Origin of the sequence: Micromonospora sp. NPDC007271, from assembly GCF_040634005.1 — a bacterium.
Lineage (GTDB): Bacteria > Actinomycetota > Actinomycetes > Mycobacteriales > Micromonosporaceae > Micromonospora.
Genome location: NZ_JBEYER010000069.1, coordinates 25,877 through 40,871, shown reverse-complemented (window position 1 = coordinate 40,871; position 14,995 = coordinate 25,877). Strand labels below are relative to the sequence as shown.

15 protein-coding genes are annotated in these 14,995 nt (G+C 71.8%); 6 read left to right on the top strand and 9 right to left on the bottom strand.

What is annotated here, in order from left to right:
- A partial coding sequence (locus tag ABZ570_RS23050; protein ID WP_358067136.1) for a DEAD/DEAH box helicase occupies positions 1-589 on the bottom strand: 589 nt, incomplete at its 3' end.
- Positions 590-673: 84 nt separating this feature from the next.
- On the opposite strand from ABZ570_RS23050, the gene ABZ570_RS23045 reads away from it, so the two are divergent.
- The gene (locus tag ABZ570_RS23045) at positions 674-1,180 is read left to right on the top strand and encodes a DUF402 domain-containing protein (RefSeq protein ID WP_358067133.1); all 507 of its coding nucleotides are present in this window, start codon (positions 674-676) and stop codon (positions 1,178-1,180) included.
- 7 nt (positions 1,181-1,187) lie between these two features.
- Here ABZ570_RS23045 and sigJ read toward each other — a convergent pair whose 3' ends face one another.
- Positions 1,188-2,147, bottom strand: coding sequence for an RNA polymerase sigma factor SigJ (sigJ, locus tag ABZ570_RS23040; RefSeq protein ID WP_358067130.1), 960 nt, complete (start codon positions 2,145-2,147; stop codon positions 1,188-1,190).
- Positions 2,148-2,418: 271 nt separating this feature from the next.
- Between sigJ and ABZ570_RS23035 the strand changes: the two genes are divergently transcribed.
- The 3 genes from ABZ570_RS23035 to ABZ570_RS23025 all read left to right on the top strand — a co-directional run bounded on the left by ABZ570_RS23035 (position 2,419) and on the right by ABZ570_RS23025 (position 5,116).
- Positions 2,419-3,363: a PPK2 family polyphosphate kinase gene (locus tag ABZ570_RS23035; RefSeq protein WP_358067142.1), complete on the top strand. Its 945-nt coding sequence runs from the start codon at positions 2,419-2,421 to the stop codon at positions 3,361-3,363.
- Between the two features lie 117 nt (positions 3,364-3,480).
- The gene (locus ABZ570_RS23030) at positions 3,481-4,107 is read left to right on the top strand and encodes a DUF47 family protein (protein WP_358067127.1); all 627 of its coding nucleotides are present in this window, start codon (positions 3,481-3,483) and stop codon (positions 4,105-4,107) included.
- A 4-nt stretch (positions 4,108-4,111) separates the two neighbouring features.
- The gene (locus ABZ570_RS23025; protein ID WP_358067124.1) at positions 4,112-5,116 is read left to right on the top strand and encodes an inorganic phosphate transporter; all 1,005 of its coding nucleotides are present in this window, start codon (positions 4,112-4,114) and stop codon (positions 5,114-5,116) included.
- A 42-nt stretch (positions 5,117-5,158) separates the two neighbouring features.
- Here the strand turns inward: ABZ570_RS23025 and ABZ570_RS23020 are convergent, their stop codons facing one another.
- Positions 5,159-6,127, bottom strand: a complete 969-nt coding sequence (locus tag ABZ570_RS23020; protein ID WP_358067121.1) for a Gfo/Idh/MocA family oxidoreductase — start codon at positions 6,125-6,127, stop codon at positions 5,159-5,161.
- A 70-nt stretch (positions 6,128-6,197) separates the two neighbouring features.
- Here ABZ570_RS23020 and ABZ570_RS23015 point away from each other — a divergent pair, with 70 nt between their 5' ends.
- The gene (locus tag ABZ570_RS23015; protein ID WP_358067118.1) at positions 6,198-7,019 is read left to right on the top strand and encodes an NUDIX hydrolase; all 822 of its coding nucleotides are present in this window, start codon (positions 6,198-6,200) and stop codon (positions 7,017-7,019) included.
- Positions 7,020-7,282: 263 nt separating this feature from the next.
- Here ABZ570_RS23015 and ABZ570_RS23010 read toward each other — a convergent pair whose 3' ends face one another.
- Positions 7,283-8,239 carry a YafY family protein gene (locus tag ABZ570_RS23010; RefSeq protein WP_358067115.1) on the bottom strand — a complete coding sequence of 319 codons (957 nt, stop codon included), beginning with the start codon at positions 8,237-8,239 and terminating at the stop codon, positions 7,283-7,285.
- A 63-nt stretch (positions 8,240-8,302) separates the two neighbouring features.
- Here ABZ570_RS23010 and ABZ570_RS23005 point away from each other — a divergent pair, with 63 nt between their 5' ends.
- Positions 8,303-9,490 carry an epoxide hydrolase family protein gene (locus ABZ570_RS23005; RefSeq protein ID WP_358067112.1) on the top strand — a complete coding sequence of 396 codons (1,188 nt, stop codon included), beginning with the start codon at positions 8,303-8,305 and terminating at the stop codon, positions 9,488-9,490.
- Between the two features lie 90 nt (positions 9,491-9,580).
- Here ABZ570_RS23005 and pstB read toward each other — a convergent pair whose 3' ends face one another.
- The 5 genes from pstB to mshD form a co-directional block, all read right to left on the bottom strand.
- Positions 9,581-10,357, bottom strand: coding sequence for a phosphate ABC transporter ATP-binding protein PstB (gene pstB, locus ABZ570_RS23000; RefSeq protein ID WP_358067109.1), 777 nt, complete (start codon positions 10,355-10,357; stop codon positions 9,581-9,583).
- A gap of 20 nt (positions 10,358-10,377) precedes the next feature.
- On the bottom strand, positions 10,378-11,466 hold the full coding sequence (gene pstA / locus ABZ570_RS22995; RefSeq protein ID WP_358067106.1) for a phosphate ABC transporter permease PstA: 1,089 nt from the start codon (positions 11,464-11,466) through the stop codon (positions 10,378-10,380).
- On the bottom strand, positions 11,463-12,548 hold the full coding sequence (pstC, locus tag ABZ570_RS22990) for a phosphate ABC transporter permease subunit PstC (protein WP_358067104.1): 1,086 nt from the start codon (positions 12,546-12,548) through the stop codon (positions 11,463-11,465). The genes pstA and pstC overlap by 4 nt, the downstream gene beginning before the upstream one ends.
- 43 nt (positions 12,549-12,591) lie before the next feature.
- Complete coding sequence (pstS, locus tag ABZ570_RS22985) at positions 12,592-13,698, bottom strand: phosphate ABC transporter substrate-binding protein PstS (RefSeq protein ID WP_358067101.1); 1,107 nt, start codon at positions 13,696-13,698, stop codon at positions 12,592-12,594.
- Between the two features lie 261 nt (positions 13,699-13,959).
- Positions 13,960-14,886, bottom strand: a complete 927-nt coding sequence (mshD, locus tag ABZ570_RS22980) for a mycothiol synthase (RefSeq protein ID WP_358067098.1) — start codon at positions 14,884-14,886, stop codon at positions 13,960-13,962.
- Positions 14,887-14,995: the final 109 nt, after the last annotated feature.

The following is a 14,995-nucleotide window of genomic DNA, read 5'->3' as shown; positions in this document are numbered from 1 at the left end:
CGGTGGCGGTCTCCTCCGCCCAGTCGCGCAGCCGTTGCGTCTGCTTGCCCAGCCGGCTCGCCTCGCCGAGCCACTTCGTGCCGCCGCCGGGCCGCGGCGCGTCGAAGAGCGCGTCCTCCGGCTCCTCCTCGATGGAGTTGTCCAGCCGAGCCAGGCACAGGTAGTGGTGCCGCCCCTTCAGCACGGCGAAGGTGGGGCGGCGGCCGAGCAGCGGCTCCACCGCGTCGGCCAGCCGGGGCAGGTCGTGGTCGACCAGCTGGGACTGCAACGCCAGGGTGGCGGTGGAGACCACGACCGGGCCGTCCACGGTCAGCGCCGGGGCCAGGTACGCCAGCGACTTGCCGGTGCCGGTGCCGGCCTGGACCAGCAGGTGCTCGCCGGAGGCGATGCTCCGCTCGATCGCCTCGGCCATCTGCTGCTGGCCCGGGCGGGCCGCGCCGCCGGGGACCGCGCCGACCGCCGCGGCCAGCAGCTCACCGCCGCCGGGCCGGCCGCCCCGACGCTGCTTTCCGACGGTGGAACCGGTGGCGGTACGGGGCGGAGTCACCGTGCGACCGTACCCGCCGCCGCCGACAGCGGTCCCGCCCATCCGCCGCGTGGCGCGATCCGGTCGGGTCGCGTCCGGTTACCCGTCGATCGCGTGGCGTGGCCGGAATCGGTTAGGGTGCCAATCATGCCGAGCGATGTGGTCCGCGTGATCTACCGCAAGTACGACGGCAGCGCCCACCGCGACTACCCGGCTCGCCGGCTCGCCGAGGACGATCTCGGCGTGTGGCTCGGCGTGCCGGCCGGCACCGAATCGGTCTATCACGGCCGGCCTTCCGTCGAGCGGATCCCGTTCGTCCTGCTGGTGCCGCGGCACGGCTGGTGGACCGGGATGTTCAACCCGCCGCCGCGGACCAGCGAGGTCTACTGCGACATCACCACGCCCGCCCGCTGGGCGGGGGAGAGCACCGTCCACCTGGTCGACCTCGACCTCGACGTGGTGCGCCGCCGGGAGACCGGCCTCGTCGAGCTGCGCGACGAGGACGAGTTCGCCGAGCACCGGGCGCGCTTCGGCTACCCGGACGACCTGGTCGTCGAGGCGGAGGCCGCGGCCCGCTGGCTCCTCGGCGCGCTCGGGGACGGCAGCGAGCCGTTCGCCACGTCGTACCGGAAGTGGCTGGCCCTGGTGGTCTGAGCCGGCCTCAGCAGCGCGGCGGCCAGCCGGCGTCCGCGCCGAGGCCGCTCAGATGGGCCACCTTCTCCGGGTTGACCTGGTTGAACACACCGGCGACCCGGCCGTCGTGGACGGCGAACGAGGTGATCATGCGGAACGGCCGCCCGTCCCGGAACACCGTCTCCGCCTGCCAGCCCAGCGCGCCGTCGATCAGGACGGGCCGGGCCCGCAGCGGGCCGTCGTAATACCGGGCGGCCTGGCGGAAGAGGCCGAGGACGAAGCGGGCCACCGCGTCCGCGCCGACCACCGGCCGGCGGGCGGCCGGGAAGTGCCCGCCGCTGTCGCCGATCAGCACCACGTCCGGGGCGAGCACCTGGACCAGCCGGTCCAGTTGCCCGGACTCCGCCGCGGCGACGAATGCGTTGATCACCCGTCGCTGCTCGGCCAGGTCGGCGGTGTGCCGGGGAACGTCCGGCTCGCTGACCGCCCGCCGGGCCCGGGACGCCAACTGCCGGGCTGCGGCCGGTGTGGTGTTGAGCACGTCGGCGACCGCGGCGAAGGGCACAGCGAAGACATCGTGCAGCACGAACGCCACCCGCTGCTCCGGGGTCAGCCGCTCCAGCACGACCAGCAGGGCGGTACCGAGCTGGTCGGCCCGGACCGCCCGCTCGGCCGGGTCGGGCGCGAAGCCGTCAGCCGTGGGCACATCGGTCACCACCGGCTCGGGTAGCCACTGGCCCGGGTACGCCTCCCGGCGTACCCGGGCGGAGCGGAGCACGTCCAGGCAGATGCGCGAGCAGGTGGTGGTCAGCCAGCCGCGCAGCTCGCGGATCTGGGCGCGGTCGGCCGGGTCGGCGAGCGCCTTCGCATACCGCAGCCAGGTCTCCTGCACCGCATCCTCGGCCTCGCTCCGGCTGCCCAGCATTCGGTGCGCGACCGTCATGAGATGGCCGCGCTCCGCCTCGAACTCCGCCGCCCCGTCCGTCACGGTCCGCCCCCTCCCCCCGAAGACCACATTCTCCCCGCACCTCAGACGTCCCACCGCCCCGAAACGTGACACGTCGCGCCCCCTTCGGCGTCGATCACCGAGCTGTGGCACGTGTCGAACCGGACTGAACGGGATGAGCTACGCACCACAACTCCATGATCGCCGGGGGAGGGGTGGGGTTGCTCGGGAGGCGGGGGTGGGTGAGGTGGGTGAGGATCGGGGGGTGAGTGGAGGCGATGAGGGCGGGATCGTGGCGGTCGAGGGCGGGATGATGCGGGAGCTGCTGCGGGTGGCGCCGGGTGACCGGGCCGGGGACCTCGCGGGCATCGATCCCCGGTCGACGCCGGGGCTGCCCCGGGTGGCCGGGCGCGGGAGCCGGCGCAGGGAGTGGGCGCGCAGGCAGGTCGAGCTGCTCGGCGCGGAGCTCGGCCGGCAGCAGGAGATGCTGTACGCGTCCGCGAAGCAGAGCCTTGGCTCCGAGGTCGCGACCAGTGCCCCGAGCCAGGCCGGCGCCCAGCTGGGCGGTGACCGCCCGCGTCGGGTGCTGCTGGTGCTCCAGGCGATGGACTGCGGTGGCAAGGACGGCACGATCAAGCGGGTGGCCGGCGTGATGAACCCGCTCGGGCTGCACATCCGCTCGTTCGGGCCACCGACCGAGGAGGAGCTGCGGCACGACTTCCTCTGGCGGATCCGGCGGGCCCTGCCACCGCCCGGGTACGTCGGGATCTTCAACCGGTCGCACTACGAGGACGTGCTGGTCGCCCGGGTCGAGGCGCTGGTCGGCGAGACCACCTGGCGGGGGCGCTACGACACGATCAACGCGTTCGAGCGGGAGCTGACCGACAACTCGGTCACCCTGGTGAAGGTGATGCTGCACATCTCGTACGCCGAGCAGGGCGAGCGGCTGATGGAACGGCTCACCGACCCGACGAAGCACTGGAAGTACAACCCGAGCGACCTGGACACCCGGGCCCGCTGGGACGACTACCAGGCGGCGTACGCCGAGGCGCTGCGGCGCTGCGACACGGACGGCGCCCCCTGGTTCGTGGTGCCGGCGGACCGGAAGTGGTATCGCGACTGGGCGGTGGCCCAGCTGCTGCGGGAGACGTTCGACGCCCTCGATCTGGGGTATCCGCCCGCCGATTTCGACGTGGAGCGGGAGCGCGAGCGGTTGCGGGACGAGGGTTTAGGTGAACGGGGGGTGAACAGCCGGTAAACCGTCCCTGATCAGGGGTAGGCCGGCGAATGCCCGATTCCGTGGGGTACCTAGCATGCCCTCTGCAGACGCCCAGTGGGGCGGCCACCCTTCCACCGACACGACGAGGTCCGTGCTGTGAAGTTTTCCTTCCGTCCCACTGAGGGCGCCTTCTACGAGCTCTTCACCAGGGCCGCGCAGAACCTGGTGCGGGGCACCGAACTCCTCAACGAGCTGGCCCTGCCCGGCGTCGACGTGCAGTCGGTCAGCGAGCGGCTGACCGAGGTCGAGCACGACAGCGACCAGATCACCCACGAGCTGTTCAAAAAGATCAACTCTACCTTCATCACCCCGTTCGATCGCGAGGACATCTACCGGTTGGGCTCGCTGCTCGACGACGTGATGGACCACCTGGAGGCGGTCGGCAATCTGCTCTACCTGTACGGGCTGACCAAGCTCCCCGCGCTCCCCCGCGAGCTGCACGAGCTGGTGAACGTGCTCGACCAGCAGGCCAAGCTGACGGCCGAGGCGATGCCGCAGCTGCGCTCGATGAAGAACCTCGAGGACTACTGGATCGAGTGCAACCGCCTCGAGAACGAGGGCGACCAGGCCTACCGGATGCTGCTCGTCCGCCTCTTCTCCGGCGAGTACGACGCGCTCACCGTGCTGAAGATGAAGGAGGTGGCCGACGAGCTGGAGGCCGCCTGCGACTCCTTCGAGCACGTGGCCAACACCGTCGAGACCATCGCGGTCAAGGAGTCCTGATCCAGTGAGTCCCGAACTCATCGCCGTGCTGGCGGTGATCGTGGTCGCCATGGCGTTCGACTACACGAACGGCTTCCACGACGCGGCCAACGCGATTGCCACCAGCGTCTCCACCCGCGCGCTGACCCCCCGGATCGCCCTCGGGCTGGCGGCCGTCGGCAACTTCGTCGGTGCGCACTTCGGCACCAAGGTGGCCAAGACCGTCGGCGACGGCCTGGTCACCCTGCCGATCGGAGTGACCAGCCTCGGGGTGGTCTTCGCCGGCGTGCTCGGCGCGATCGCCTGGAACCTGATCACCTGGTACTTCGGCCTGCCGTCGTCCTCCTCGCACGCCCTCTTCGGCGGCCTGGTCGGCGCGACCCTCTTCGCCGCCGACGGCGTCGTGCAGTGGGGCAACATCGTCAACAAGGTCGTCATCCCGATGGTGCTCTCGCCGGTGGTCGGCCTGGTGCTCGGCTTCCTGGTGATGCTGGCGATCCTCTGGCTCTTCCGGAAGGGGCAACCCGGAAAGCTCAACCGCGGCTTCCGCTGGGCGCAGACCGTCTCCGCCGCCGCGATGTCGGTGGGTCACGGCATGCAGGACGCCGCCAAGACCATGGGCATCATCGTCCTGGCGCTCTACACCGGCGGCTTCCAGAGCGACAAGACCCACATCCCGCAATGGGTGTACTGGACCTCGGCGGCCATGCTGGCGGCCGGCACCTACGCGGGCGGCTGGCGGATCATCCGTACCCTCGGCCGGAAGATCATCGACCTGGGCCCGTCGGAGGGCTTCGCGGCCGAGACGGTCGCCAGCGCCGTGCTCTACTTCAACGCCCAGGTGCTGCAGGCCCCGATTTCCACCACCCACACGATCACCTCGGCGATCATGGGCGTCGGCGCGACCAAGCGGCTCTCCGCGGTCCGCTGGAACGTGGCCGGCAACATCGTGCTCGCCTGGATCATCACCTTCCCGGCGGCGGCGGCCATCGCCTGCCTGGCGTACCTGGTGGTCCGCCCCCTCTTCTGAGGTGAGAGGACGGGCCCCTTGGTCAACAAGGGGCCCGTCCTCTCATGCGTAGGAGACGCCGATCCGGGCCCGGATGTCGTCGAGGAGGCCCATCACCTCCAGGGTGGCGGCGTGCGGCACCAGCGGGCTCTCGATCAGCCCGGCCGCCAGGCAGCGCTGCACCTCGGCGGCCTCGTGCTGGTAGCCGCCACCGGTCAGGTCCGCCGGGATGGTCTCCGGCTCGGCGCCGAGCCGATGCAGCACCGCCGCCCCGGGCCGGTAGAACGGCTCGGGCAGGTCGATTCGGCCGCGGGTGCCGGTGACCGCGGCGGTGGTCGCGGTGGCCCCGACCATCCCACAGCTCAGCGTCGCCACCGCGCCGGAGTCCCAGCCGAGCACAATGCCGGTGTTCTCGTCCACGCCCTCCGGGCTCAGCTTCGCCCACGCGTGCACGTGCTGCGGCACCCCGAGCAGCAGGTGGGCCAGGCTCACCGGATAGACCCCGAGGTCGAGCAGCGCGCCGCCGCCGAGCGTCCGGGCCCGCATCCGGTGCTCGGGCGGGAACGGCCCGGCCACGCCGAAGTCCGCCCGGACGTGGGTCACCTCGCCGATCGCGCCGTCCGCGATCAGCTCGCGGACCCGCAGGAAGAGCGGATTACATCGCATCCACATGGCCTCCATCAGGAAGAGGCCGCGGGCGCGGGCCGTCTCGACCAGCTCGCTGCTGGTGGCCAGGTCGAGGGTGCACGGCTTCTCCACCAGCACGGCCTTGCCGCCGGCCAGGCAGGTCAGCGCCGCCTCGTGGTGCGCGGCGTGCGGGGTGGCCACGTAGATCACGTCCAGGTCCGGGTCCGCGGCCAGCTCCGCCCAGGAGGCGTACGCCCGGGGTACGCCGTGCCGGGCCGCGAACAGCTCCGCGCTCTCCCGGGTACGCGAGCCGACCGCGACCAGCTCCGCGCCGGGCACCAGCCGCAGATCCTCGGCGAAACGGCCGGCGATGTGCCCGGTGGCGAGAACGCCCCAACGCGTCATGCCGGCACGCTATCCCGGCCCGCGCCACCGTCCGGAGGTTGATCCACTGGTCGGGAACTAGGCTCGCAGGATGACGACCGACGGTTTCGCCGCACCCCCCGCCCTGGTGGAGCACGCCCGCCGGTTCCACGCCGAGGGTGGCGTGCCGGCCGTGCCGCGGGTCGCGGCCACCGTGCTGCTGCTCCGCCCCGCCGGCGCCGACTTCGAGGTGTACGTGATCCGCCGGGTCGCCGCGATGGCCTTCGGCGGGATGTACGCCTTTCCCGGCGGCGGGGTGGACCGCTCCGACTCGCAGGCGCACCTGGACTGGGCCGGCCCGGAACCGGCCGAGTGGGGCGACCGTCTCGCGCTCACCCCGGACGCCGCCCAGGCGGTCGTCTGCGCCGCCGCCCGCGAGGTATTCGAGGAGGCCGGCGTGCTGCTGGCCGGCCCGGACCCGGCCACCGTGGTCGGCGACGTGAGCGGTGACGACTGGGAGACCGCCCGGCAGGATCTGGAGGCCCGCCGGACCGGCTTCGCCGACCTGCTGGCCGGCCGCCGGCTCACCCTCCGCTCCGACCTGCTGCTGCCGTGGAGCCGGTGGATCACCCCCGAGTTCGAGCCGCGCCGCTTCGACACGTACTTCTTCGTGGCCCTGCTGCCGGAGGGGCAGCGGACCCGGGACGTCTCCGGCGAGGCCGACCACACGCTGTGGATCCGCCCGGCGGACGCCCTGGCGCGGGCGGAGGACGGGGAGCTGAACATGCTCCCGCCGACGGTGCTCACCCTGGCCCAGGTGGTCGCGGCCGGCAACCTGGCCGGCGTGGCCCGGGCTGCGGCGACCCGCGACGCCGCCACCCCGGTCACCCCGCGCCTCGACCTCAACGGCGAACCCCGGTTCGTGCTCGACTGACACACGCGTTGGCGCCGGCTGGGTGCTCAGTGGAACGTGGAGGTAGAACCAGCCCGGAAACAGCCATGACGTTCCACTCGTGCTCGGGAGGCAGACGAGGCCGCTGCGATCGTAGGCCGTGTCAAAGGTCGCTGATGTAGGTGACCACCGCGTGCTGCCTGGCCCGGGGCTGGAGCGGCCGACACGGCCGGCCGAGGCTGTCTGCTCCGGCCTCAGCGCGACGGGCCCTGCACCCCGGCTGCCCCGCTGACCCTGTTGGCGCATCAGCCCGCCGCGCGCAGGTAGCGCTCCCCGAGGGTACGCAGCAGGTCGGCCAGCTTCGGCGGGTCCTCGACGGTGAAGTCGAGGTCGAGGAGACCGACCCCGACGGCGATGCTCTCCAAGCGGTCGGCGCCGGTGTGCAGCAGGCAGGTGTCGGCGTCGACCGGCTCGACGGTGCCCACCGCCGGGTTGATCCGCTCGGCCACCACCTCGGCCGGCGCGTGCACCCGGATCCGGGCCCGGTGCCGCCAGGCGGCCGAGGAGACGCCGTGCCGGACCCGGTCCACCACGTCCTCGGGCAGTTCCCGAAGGGGGAAGCGGGGTCCGGTCGGGGTGCGCGGGGTGATCCGGTCCACCCGGAAGGTCCGCCAGTCGTCCCGCGACGGGTCGAAGGCCACCAGGTACCAGCGGCGACCCCAGCTGACCAGCCGGTACGGCTCGACGTCCCGGCGGTCCGCCGTACCGTCGTGCCGGACGTAGTCGAAGCGCAGCCGTTCCCGGTCCCGGCAGGCGGCGCTGATCATGCTGAGCGTCGCCGCGTCCACGGTCGGGCCGGGCTGGTCGTGCGGCACCCGGACGGTGTGGGTGTGCAGCGCGGTGACCCGGCGGCGCAGCCGGTGGGGGAGCACCTGCTCCAGCTTGGCGAGGGCGCGCAGCGAGGTCTCCTCGATGCCGGCGACACCGCCGCCGGCGGCCGTCCGCAGCCCGACCGCCACCGCCACCGCCTCCTCGTCGTCGAGGAGCAGCGGCGGCAGGGCGGCACCGGCACCGAGCCGGTAGCCGCCGACCGCGCCCCGGGTGCCGTGCACCGGGTAGCCGAGGGCGCGCAGCCGTTCCACGTCGTTGCGAACGGTCCGGGTGCTCACCGACAGGCGTTCGGCCAGCTCGGTGCCGGTCCACTCGCGCGGGGTCTGCAACAGCGACAGCAGCCGCAGCAGCCGAGCCCAGGTCTCCAACATTCCACGGATTCTGCCCGAGCATTAGGAACGGATTCTTCCTAATAGATCTCTAACGTCGACGGCATGGCAGTGAACACCGCGATCGTTCCATTCCGTATCGACGTCCCGCAGGCCGAGCTGGACGACCTCGCCGACCGGCTGGCCCGGACCCGCTGGGCCGAGGAACTGCCCGCCGACCCCGGAGCCGCCCCCACCGGCCCGGTCCCGCCCGGCTGGGAGCACGGCGTCCCGGTCGGCTACGTGCGGCGCCTCGCCGAGCGCTGGCGGACCACGTACGACTGGCGGGCCCAGGAGGCGAGGCTCAATGCGTACCCGCAGTTCACCACCGAGATCGACGGGCAGAACGTGCACTTCCTGCACGTCCGCTCGCCCGAGCCGGACGCCACCCCGCTGATCCTCACCCACGGCTGGCCGACCACTGTGGTCGAGTGGCTGGACGTGATCGGCCCGCTCACCGACCCGCGGGCCCACGGCGGTGCTCCGGCCGACGCCTTCCACCTGGTCATCCCGTCGCTCCCCGGGTTCGGCTTCTCCGGGCCCACCCGGGAGCGTGGGTGGAACCGGTTCCGGGTGGCCCGGGCCTGGGCCGAGCTGATGCGCCGCCTCGGCTACGACCGGTACGGCGCGGCCGGCAACGATGTCGGCGCGCACGTCTCCCCGGAGGTGGGCCGGGCCGACCCGGAGCATGTGCTCGGCGTGCACGTCAGCCAGATCTTCTCGCTGCCGCTCGGGGACGCCGACGAGATGGCCGCCCTCACCGACGAGGAACGGGGCAAGGTGGCGTTCGCCGACTGGTTCGTGCAGCGGCGGGGCGGCTACGACAAGCTGCACTCGACCGAGCCGCAGAACGTCGCGCACGCGCTGGCCGACTCGCCGGCCGGCCTGCTCGGCTGGGTGGCCCAGCTGATGGGGGAGCAACTCGACCCCGACTACGTGCTGACCAACGCGACGATCTACTGGCTGACCAACACCGCCGCCTCCGCGGCCCGCTACTACTACGAGGACGCCGAGGTGGTGCACCCGACGCAGAAGGTGAACGGCCGGGGCGAGGAACCGTTGGAGCCGACCACGGTGCCGCTGGGGCTGGCCAATTTCGCCTGGGACTTCCAGTCGATCCGTACGCTCGCCGAGCGGGACCACAAGAACATCGTCTCGTGGCACACGTACGACCGGGGCGGGCACTTCGCCGCCCACGAGGCGCCCGACCTGCTGGTGGCGGACCTCCGGCAGTTCTTCGCCGCGCTGCGCTGAGCGGCGGCGTGCGCGCGGCTGCGCCAACGGCGCGTTGAGAAGGGCCCCTTCCAATGCGAAAAGCGTCAAGAAGGGGCCCTTCCTTGCGACTCAGCCGAAGCGGCCGGTGATGTAGTCCTCGGTCTTCTTCACGCTCGGGTTGCTGAAGATCTTCTGGGTGTTGTCGTACTCGATCAGCCGGCCCGGGTCGCCGGTCTTCTCGATGGAGAAGAAGGCGGTCCGGTCCGACACCCGGGCGGCCTGCTGCATGTTGTGCGTGACGATGATGATGGTGAACTTGTCCTTGAGCTGGAACATCAGGTCCTCGATGGCCAGCGTGGAGATCGGGTCCAGCGCCGAGCAGGGCTCGTCCATCAGCACCACCTGCGGCTCCACGGCGATGGTCCGGGCGATGCAGAGCCGCTGCTGCTGGCCGCCGGAGAGGCCGGCGCCCGGCTTGCCGAGCCGGTCCTTCACCTCGTCCCAGAGGTTCGCCGAGCGGAGCGCCTTCTCGGCCGCCTCCTCCAGGATCGACTTCTTCTTCACCCCGTTGAGCCGCAGGCCGGCCACCACGTTCTCGAAGATGCTCATGGTGGGGAACGGGTTGGGGCGCTGGAAGACCATGCCGATCGTCCGGCGGACGGCGGTGACGTCGACGTCCCGGTCGTAGATGTCCTGGCCGTCGATGGTCAGGCTGCCCTCGACCCGGGCACCGGGCAGCACCTCGTGCATCCGGTTGATGGAGCGCAGGAAGGTGGACTTGCCGCAGCCCGAGGGGCCGATCAGAGCCGTCACCGTCTTCGGCTCGACGGTCAGGTTGATGTTCTCGATCGCCTTGAAGGCGCCGTAGTACGCGGTGACGTTGGCGGCTTCGATGCGCTTGGCCATGGTGGTGGTACCTCCGGGGTTCATCGGCCGAGCCGGTTGCGACGGGCCAGCAACTTCGCCGCGACGGTCAGGATGAGGACGAGGGCGACCAGGGTCAGCGCCGCGGTCCACGCCCGTGCCGGCGAGTACTTCGAGGCCTCGCCGGCCTGCTGGTAGACGAAGAGGGCCAGCGACGACTGGTTGTTCTCGAACGGGTTGAAGTTGATCGCCGCCCCGCCGCCGGCGACGAGCAGCACCGGGGCGGTCTCACCGGCGGCCCGCGCGACGGCGAGCATCACACCGGTGACGATGCCCGGCAGCGCGGTCGGCAAGACAACCCGCAGGATGGTCTTCCACTTCGGCACGCCGAGGGCGTACGCGCCCTCGCGCAGCGGGGCCGGGACGAGGCGGAGCATCTCCTCGGTGGAGCGGACCACGGTCGGCAGCATGAGCACGCTCAGCGCCAGCGCGGCGGCGAAGCCGGAGAAGCCCGGCCGCCCGTCGTTGAACCACGGCGAGACGATCAGCACCCAGAAGGCCAGCACGAACAGGCCGGTGACGATCGACGGGATGCCGGTCATCACGTCCACGAAGAAGCGGATGGTGAAGGCGAACCGGCCCCGGCCGTACTCGACCACGTAGATCGCGCAGAGCACGCCGAGCGGGACGGTGATCAGCGTGGCGATGCCGACCTGCTCCAGCGTCCCGACGATCGCGTGGTACGCCCCGCCGTTCGCGTCCCGGGCCCCGATGTTGTTCATCGAGGTGAGGAAGAAGTTGCCGTCCAGCCGCTCGGCACCCTTGCTGACCAGGGTCCAGACCACCGACGCCAGCGGCAGCACCGCCAGCACGAAGGCGGAGTGGATCAGCGCGCTCCAGGTCCGGTTGCGGGCGGACCGGCGGCCCTCCACCGCGTTCGTGGCGGCAAAGAGGCCGGCCAGGTAGAGCAGCGCGCCGACGACCACGACCAGGACCGGGCCGCCGATGCCGGCGCCGTACACGATGCCGGCGGAGACCAGCAGGGCCGCGACGGCGATGGCGGGTGCGGCGTACGCCGGAAGCCGCCTGGCCCGCAGCGTGACCGGCTGCGCCGGGGGCCGCGGGCGGTGGGAGGTGACTACGGTGCTCATGCGGCCGACTCCGTGAACTCGCGGCGGCGGTGGATGATCGCGCGGGCGGTGATGTTGACGATCAGCGTGATCGCGAAGAGCACCAGGCCGGAGGCGATCAGGGCGCCCCGACCGGTGTCGTTCGCCTCGGCGAACCGGTTCGCGATGTTCGCCGCGATCGAGTTGCCGCCGCTCTGCAGGATGTTGAACGAGATGGCGTACGTCGAGCCGAGGGTCAGCGCCAGGGCGATGGTCTCGCCGAGCGCGCGGCCCAGGCCGAGCATCATCGCGGCGATCACGCCGGGACGGCCGTACGGGAGGACGGCGGTGCGGACCATCTCCCAGCGGGTGGCGCCCAACGCGAGGGCGGCCTCCTCGTTGGCGGTCGGGGTCTGCCGGAACACCTCGCGGGAGAGCGAGGTGATGATCGGCAGCACCATGATCGCCAGCACCACCGAGCCGAGCAGGATCGAACTGCCGTACGGGCCCTCGCCGAAGATCGGGATCCAGCCGAAGTACTTGTGCAGCCAGGCCGACAGGTCGGCGACCGGCTGGGCGAAGTAGTCCCGGCCCCAGAGCCCGAAGACCACGCTGGGTACGGCGGCCAGCAGGTCGATCAGGAAGCCGAGGCTGTTGCCCAGCCGGCGGGGGGCGTAGTGCGACAGGTAGAGGGCGATGCCCAGTGCGACCGGCACCGCCATGAGCAGGGCGAGCAGCGCGGAGAGCACGGTACCGAAGGCGAGCGCGCCGATCCCGAACTTGGGCGGGTTGTCGTTCGGGAACCAGCCCTCGTAGGTCCAGAAGGACTCGGTGTTGGCGCGTAGCGCCGGCACGGCCTTGGCGATCAGGAAGACCGCGATCGCCGCGATGATGACCAGTACCGCGGTGCCGGCGGCCAGGGTCAGGCCACGGAACGCCCGTTCCGCGCCGAAGGCCCGGGCCCGGGGCAGGGCCCCGCCGCCACCCAGGCCGTTGTCGGTCATCCGGGGGTTACCGGAACTCTCGGCCACACGCGCCGAGGCACCGGCGGGCCCCTCGTGGCTCGTGGCCACGTGGGTCCCGCCGGTGCCGGCGTGCGCCGAGCCGTGTGGGGTTTCGCCCATCTGCTCGCTCGCTTCGTATGAGGAGGTGGTGTGGGTCAGCGCGTCAGGCGAGGCTCTTGACCGCGGCCTCGACCTTGGCGCGGACGGTCTCGGGCAGCGGGGCGTAGCCCAGCTCGACCAGGTCCTGCTGGCCCTCGGCGCTGGCGGCGTGGCCCAGCAGGCCCTTGACCAGCGGCAGCTTGTCGGCGGCGATGCCCTTGCTGCAGACGATCTCGTAGGTCGCCAGGACGATCGGGTAGGCCCCGGCCTCCGTGGTGTTGTAGTCGATCGACATCTTGAGGTCGTTGCCCTGGCCCTCGAACTTGGCCCCGGCGATGGTCTTGCCGGCCGACTCGGCGGTCAGCTCGGTGAACTCGCCGGCGCCGTTCTTGACCTTGGCCTTCTTCAGGCCGGCGTTCTCGGCGTACGACCACTCGACGTAGCTGATGGCGCCGTCGGTGCTCTTGACCTTGCTGGCCACACCGTCGGACTTGGCCGCGCCGACGCCGCCCGGGGCCTTCCAGGCCTTGGCGTTGCCGAAGGTCCAGTCGGCCTCGGCGGTCTTGGAGAGGTACTTGGTGAAGTTGTCGGTGGTGCCCGACTCGTCGGAGCGGTGCACCGCCTGGATCGCGGTCGCCGGCAGCTTGGCGTCCGGGTTGTCGGCCTTGATCGCCGGGTCGTCCCACTTGGTCACCTTGCCGGCGAAGATCTTCGCCATGGTGGCCGGGGTGAGCTGGAGGTTGTCCACGCCGCTGACGTTGTAGACGACCGCCACCGGGCCGATCACCATCGGCAGGTTGAGGGCCTGGCCGCCGACGCACTTGGCGTCCGCCTGCGGCTGCTCCTCCTCCTTCAGGGCGGAGTCGGAACCGGCGAAGTCGGCGGTGCCGGCGATGAACGCCTGGATGCCGGCGCCGGAGCCGGTCGGCTCGTAGTTGATCTTGGTGTCAGTGCCGCACTTCTGCTGGTACGCCTTGATCCACTCGGCCATCGCGTTCTTCTGCGCGGAGGAGCCCTGCGCGTTCAGCGTGCCCTTGCCGCAGTCGGCGGCAGCCGCCGAGCCGGAGGGGGAGGCGTCGGTCGACTCGTTGTTGTCCGAGCCGCAGGCGCTGAGACCGAGCACCGCGGTAAGAGCGAGGCAGGCAATGGCGCCGTGCCGCTGGAGCTTCACCTGAGGGGTTTCCCTTCACGTCTTCGTCAGGTCGCCCGGTCGGGAGGCCGGGTGCCGGCGCTGACCGGCTGACACGAAAGCTAAAAGTGCCAGGTAGACGGTTCGCCGGTGAGAAGTGAACGGAAGATGAACAGGCTCGCTCGGTGGAGCGACGGCTCGCTGAGGATGTGTTGTCCATTACATGAACTGGCGGGGAGGTGTCCCTTTTATCCACTCATGTCGGACAGATGTGAGTGCCGCCCAAGCGCCGCGTCGCCCCGGTCAGCCGAGCTGGTAGTTGACGTGGGCGGACCAGCGGGCGAAGCCCAGCCCCTCGTAGAGGGCGACCGCGCGGGCGTTGGACTCGTCGACGTAGAGCATCACCCGGTCCAGCCCTCGCTGGTCCCGCAGATGGGCCAGCCCGGCGACCGTGAGCGCCCGGCCGAGCCCGCCCCGGTGCGCGGACGGGTCCACCCCGAGCACGTACACCTCGCCCATCCGGGCCGAGCCCGGTCGCTCGTGCACCTTGGTCCAGTGGAAGCCGAGCAGCCGGCCGGTGGCCGAATCCACCGCGAGCAGGAAGCCGGCCGGGTCGAACCACGGCTCGGCCAGGCGTACCCGCAGGTCCTCCCGGGTCCACCGGCCCTGCTCCGGGTGCTCGGCGAAGGCGGCGTTGTTGAGCGCCAGCCACGCCTCGTCGTCCTCGCCGGGGCGGAAGGCGCGCAGCTGCACGCCGTCGGGCAGGGCGGGCTCGGGGAGCGCCGCGGCCAGCGGGCGGCGCAGCTGCCAGAGCACCCGGGCGCGGGCGAAGCCCAGGTCCACGGCGAGCGCGGCGGCGGACGGGTGGTCGCCGTGCGCCCAGGCGCGCAGCGGCCCGGACGCCGTGGCCAGCACGCCCCGGGCCAGGGCTCGGCCGGTGCCACGCCGCCGGTACGCCGGATGCACCGCCAGCTCCACCCCGATGCCGTTCGCCGGATCGGTGGTGTCGAGGTGGGCGTAGCCGGTGAGGGTGTTGTCGGTGGCCCGGGCGGTGAGGTGCACGGCCGGCGCCTCCGGGTCGCGCAGCCGCAGCAGCACGTGCTCGTCGAGCGGGTCCGCTCCGTCGGCGTCCCCGGCGACCCGGGCCAGCGCCAGCACCTCGGCCACCTCGACCGGTGCCAGCCGGTCGGCACGGACGACTCGGTCGGCGGTCGGCTCCGTGCTGCTCATGCCGGCACCTCGCTGCGCTCGACGCCGGCATGAGGCACCTTCGCACTGAGCTGACGATTCGCTCGCTGACGCTCGCTCATGCCAGCGCCTCGCTGCGCTCGACGCCGGT

Excerpts from the sequence above, each read along its gene's own strand:
- ABZ570_RS23035 (WP_358067142.1), top strand. The coding sequence starts at position 2,419 with ATGCGGGAGCTGCTGCGGGTGGCGCCGGGTGACCGGGCCGGGGACCTC.
- ABZ570_RS23010 (WP_358067115.1), bottom strand. The coding sequence starts at position 8,239 with ATGTTGGAGACCTGGGCTCGGCTGCTGCGGCTGCTGTCGCTGTTGCAG.
- ABZ570_RS23005 (WP_358067112.1), top strand. The coding sequence starts at position 8,303 with ATGGCAGTGAACACCGCGATCGTTCCATTCCGTATCGACGTCCCGCAG.
- pstA (WP_358067106.1), bottom strand. The coding sequence starts at position 11,466 with ATGAGCACCGTAGTCACCTCCCACCGCCCGCGGCCCCCGGCGCAGCCG.
- mshD (WP_358067098.1), bottom strand. The coding sequence starts at position 14,886 with ATGAGCAGCACGGAGCCGACCGCCGACCGAGTCGTCCGTGCCGACCGG.
- pstC (WP_358067104.1), bottom strand. The coding sequence starts at position 12,548 with ATGGGCGAAACCCCACACGGCTCGGCGCACGCCGGCACCGGCGGGACC.
- ABZ570_RS23045 (WP_358067133.1), top strand. The coding sequence starts at position 674 with ATGCCGAGCGATGTGGTCCGCGTGATCTACCGCAAGTACGACGGCAGC.
- ABZ570_RS23020 (WP_358067121.1), bottom strand. The coding sequence starts at position 6,127 with ATGACGCGTTGGGGCGTTCTCGCCACCGGGCACATCGCCGGCCGTTTC.
- pstB (WP_358067109.1), bottom strand. The coding sequence starts at position 10,357 with ATGGCCAAGCGCATCGAAGCCGCCAACGTCACCGCGTACTACGGCGCC.
- ABZ570_RS23015 (WP_358067118.1), top strand. The coding sequence starts at position 6,198 with ATGACGACCGACGGTTTCGCCGCACCCCCCGCCCTGGTGGAGCACGCC.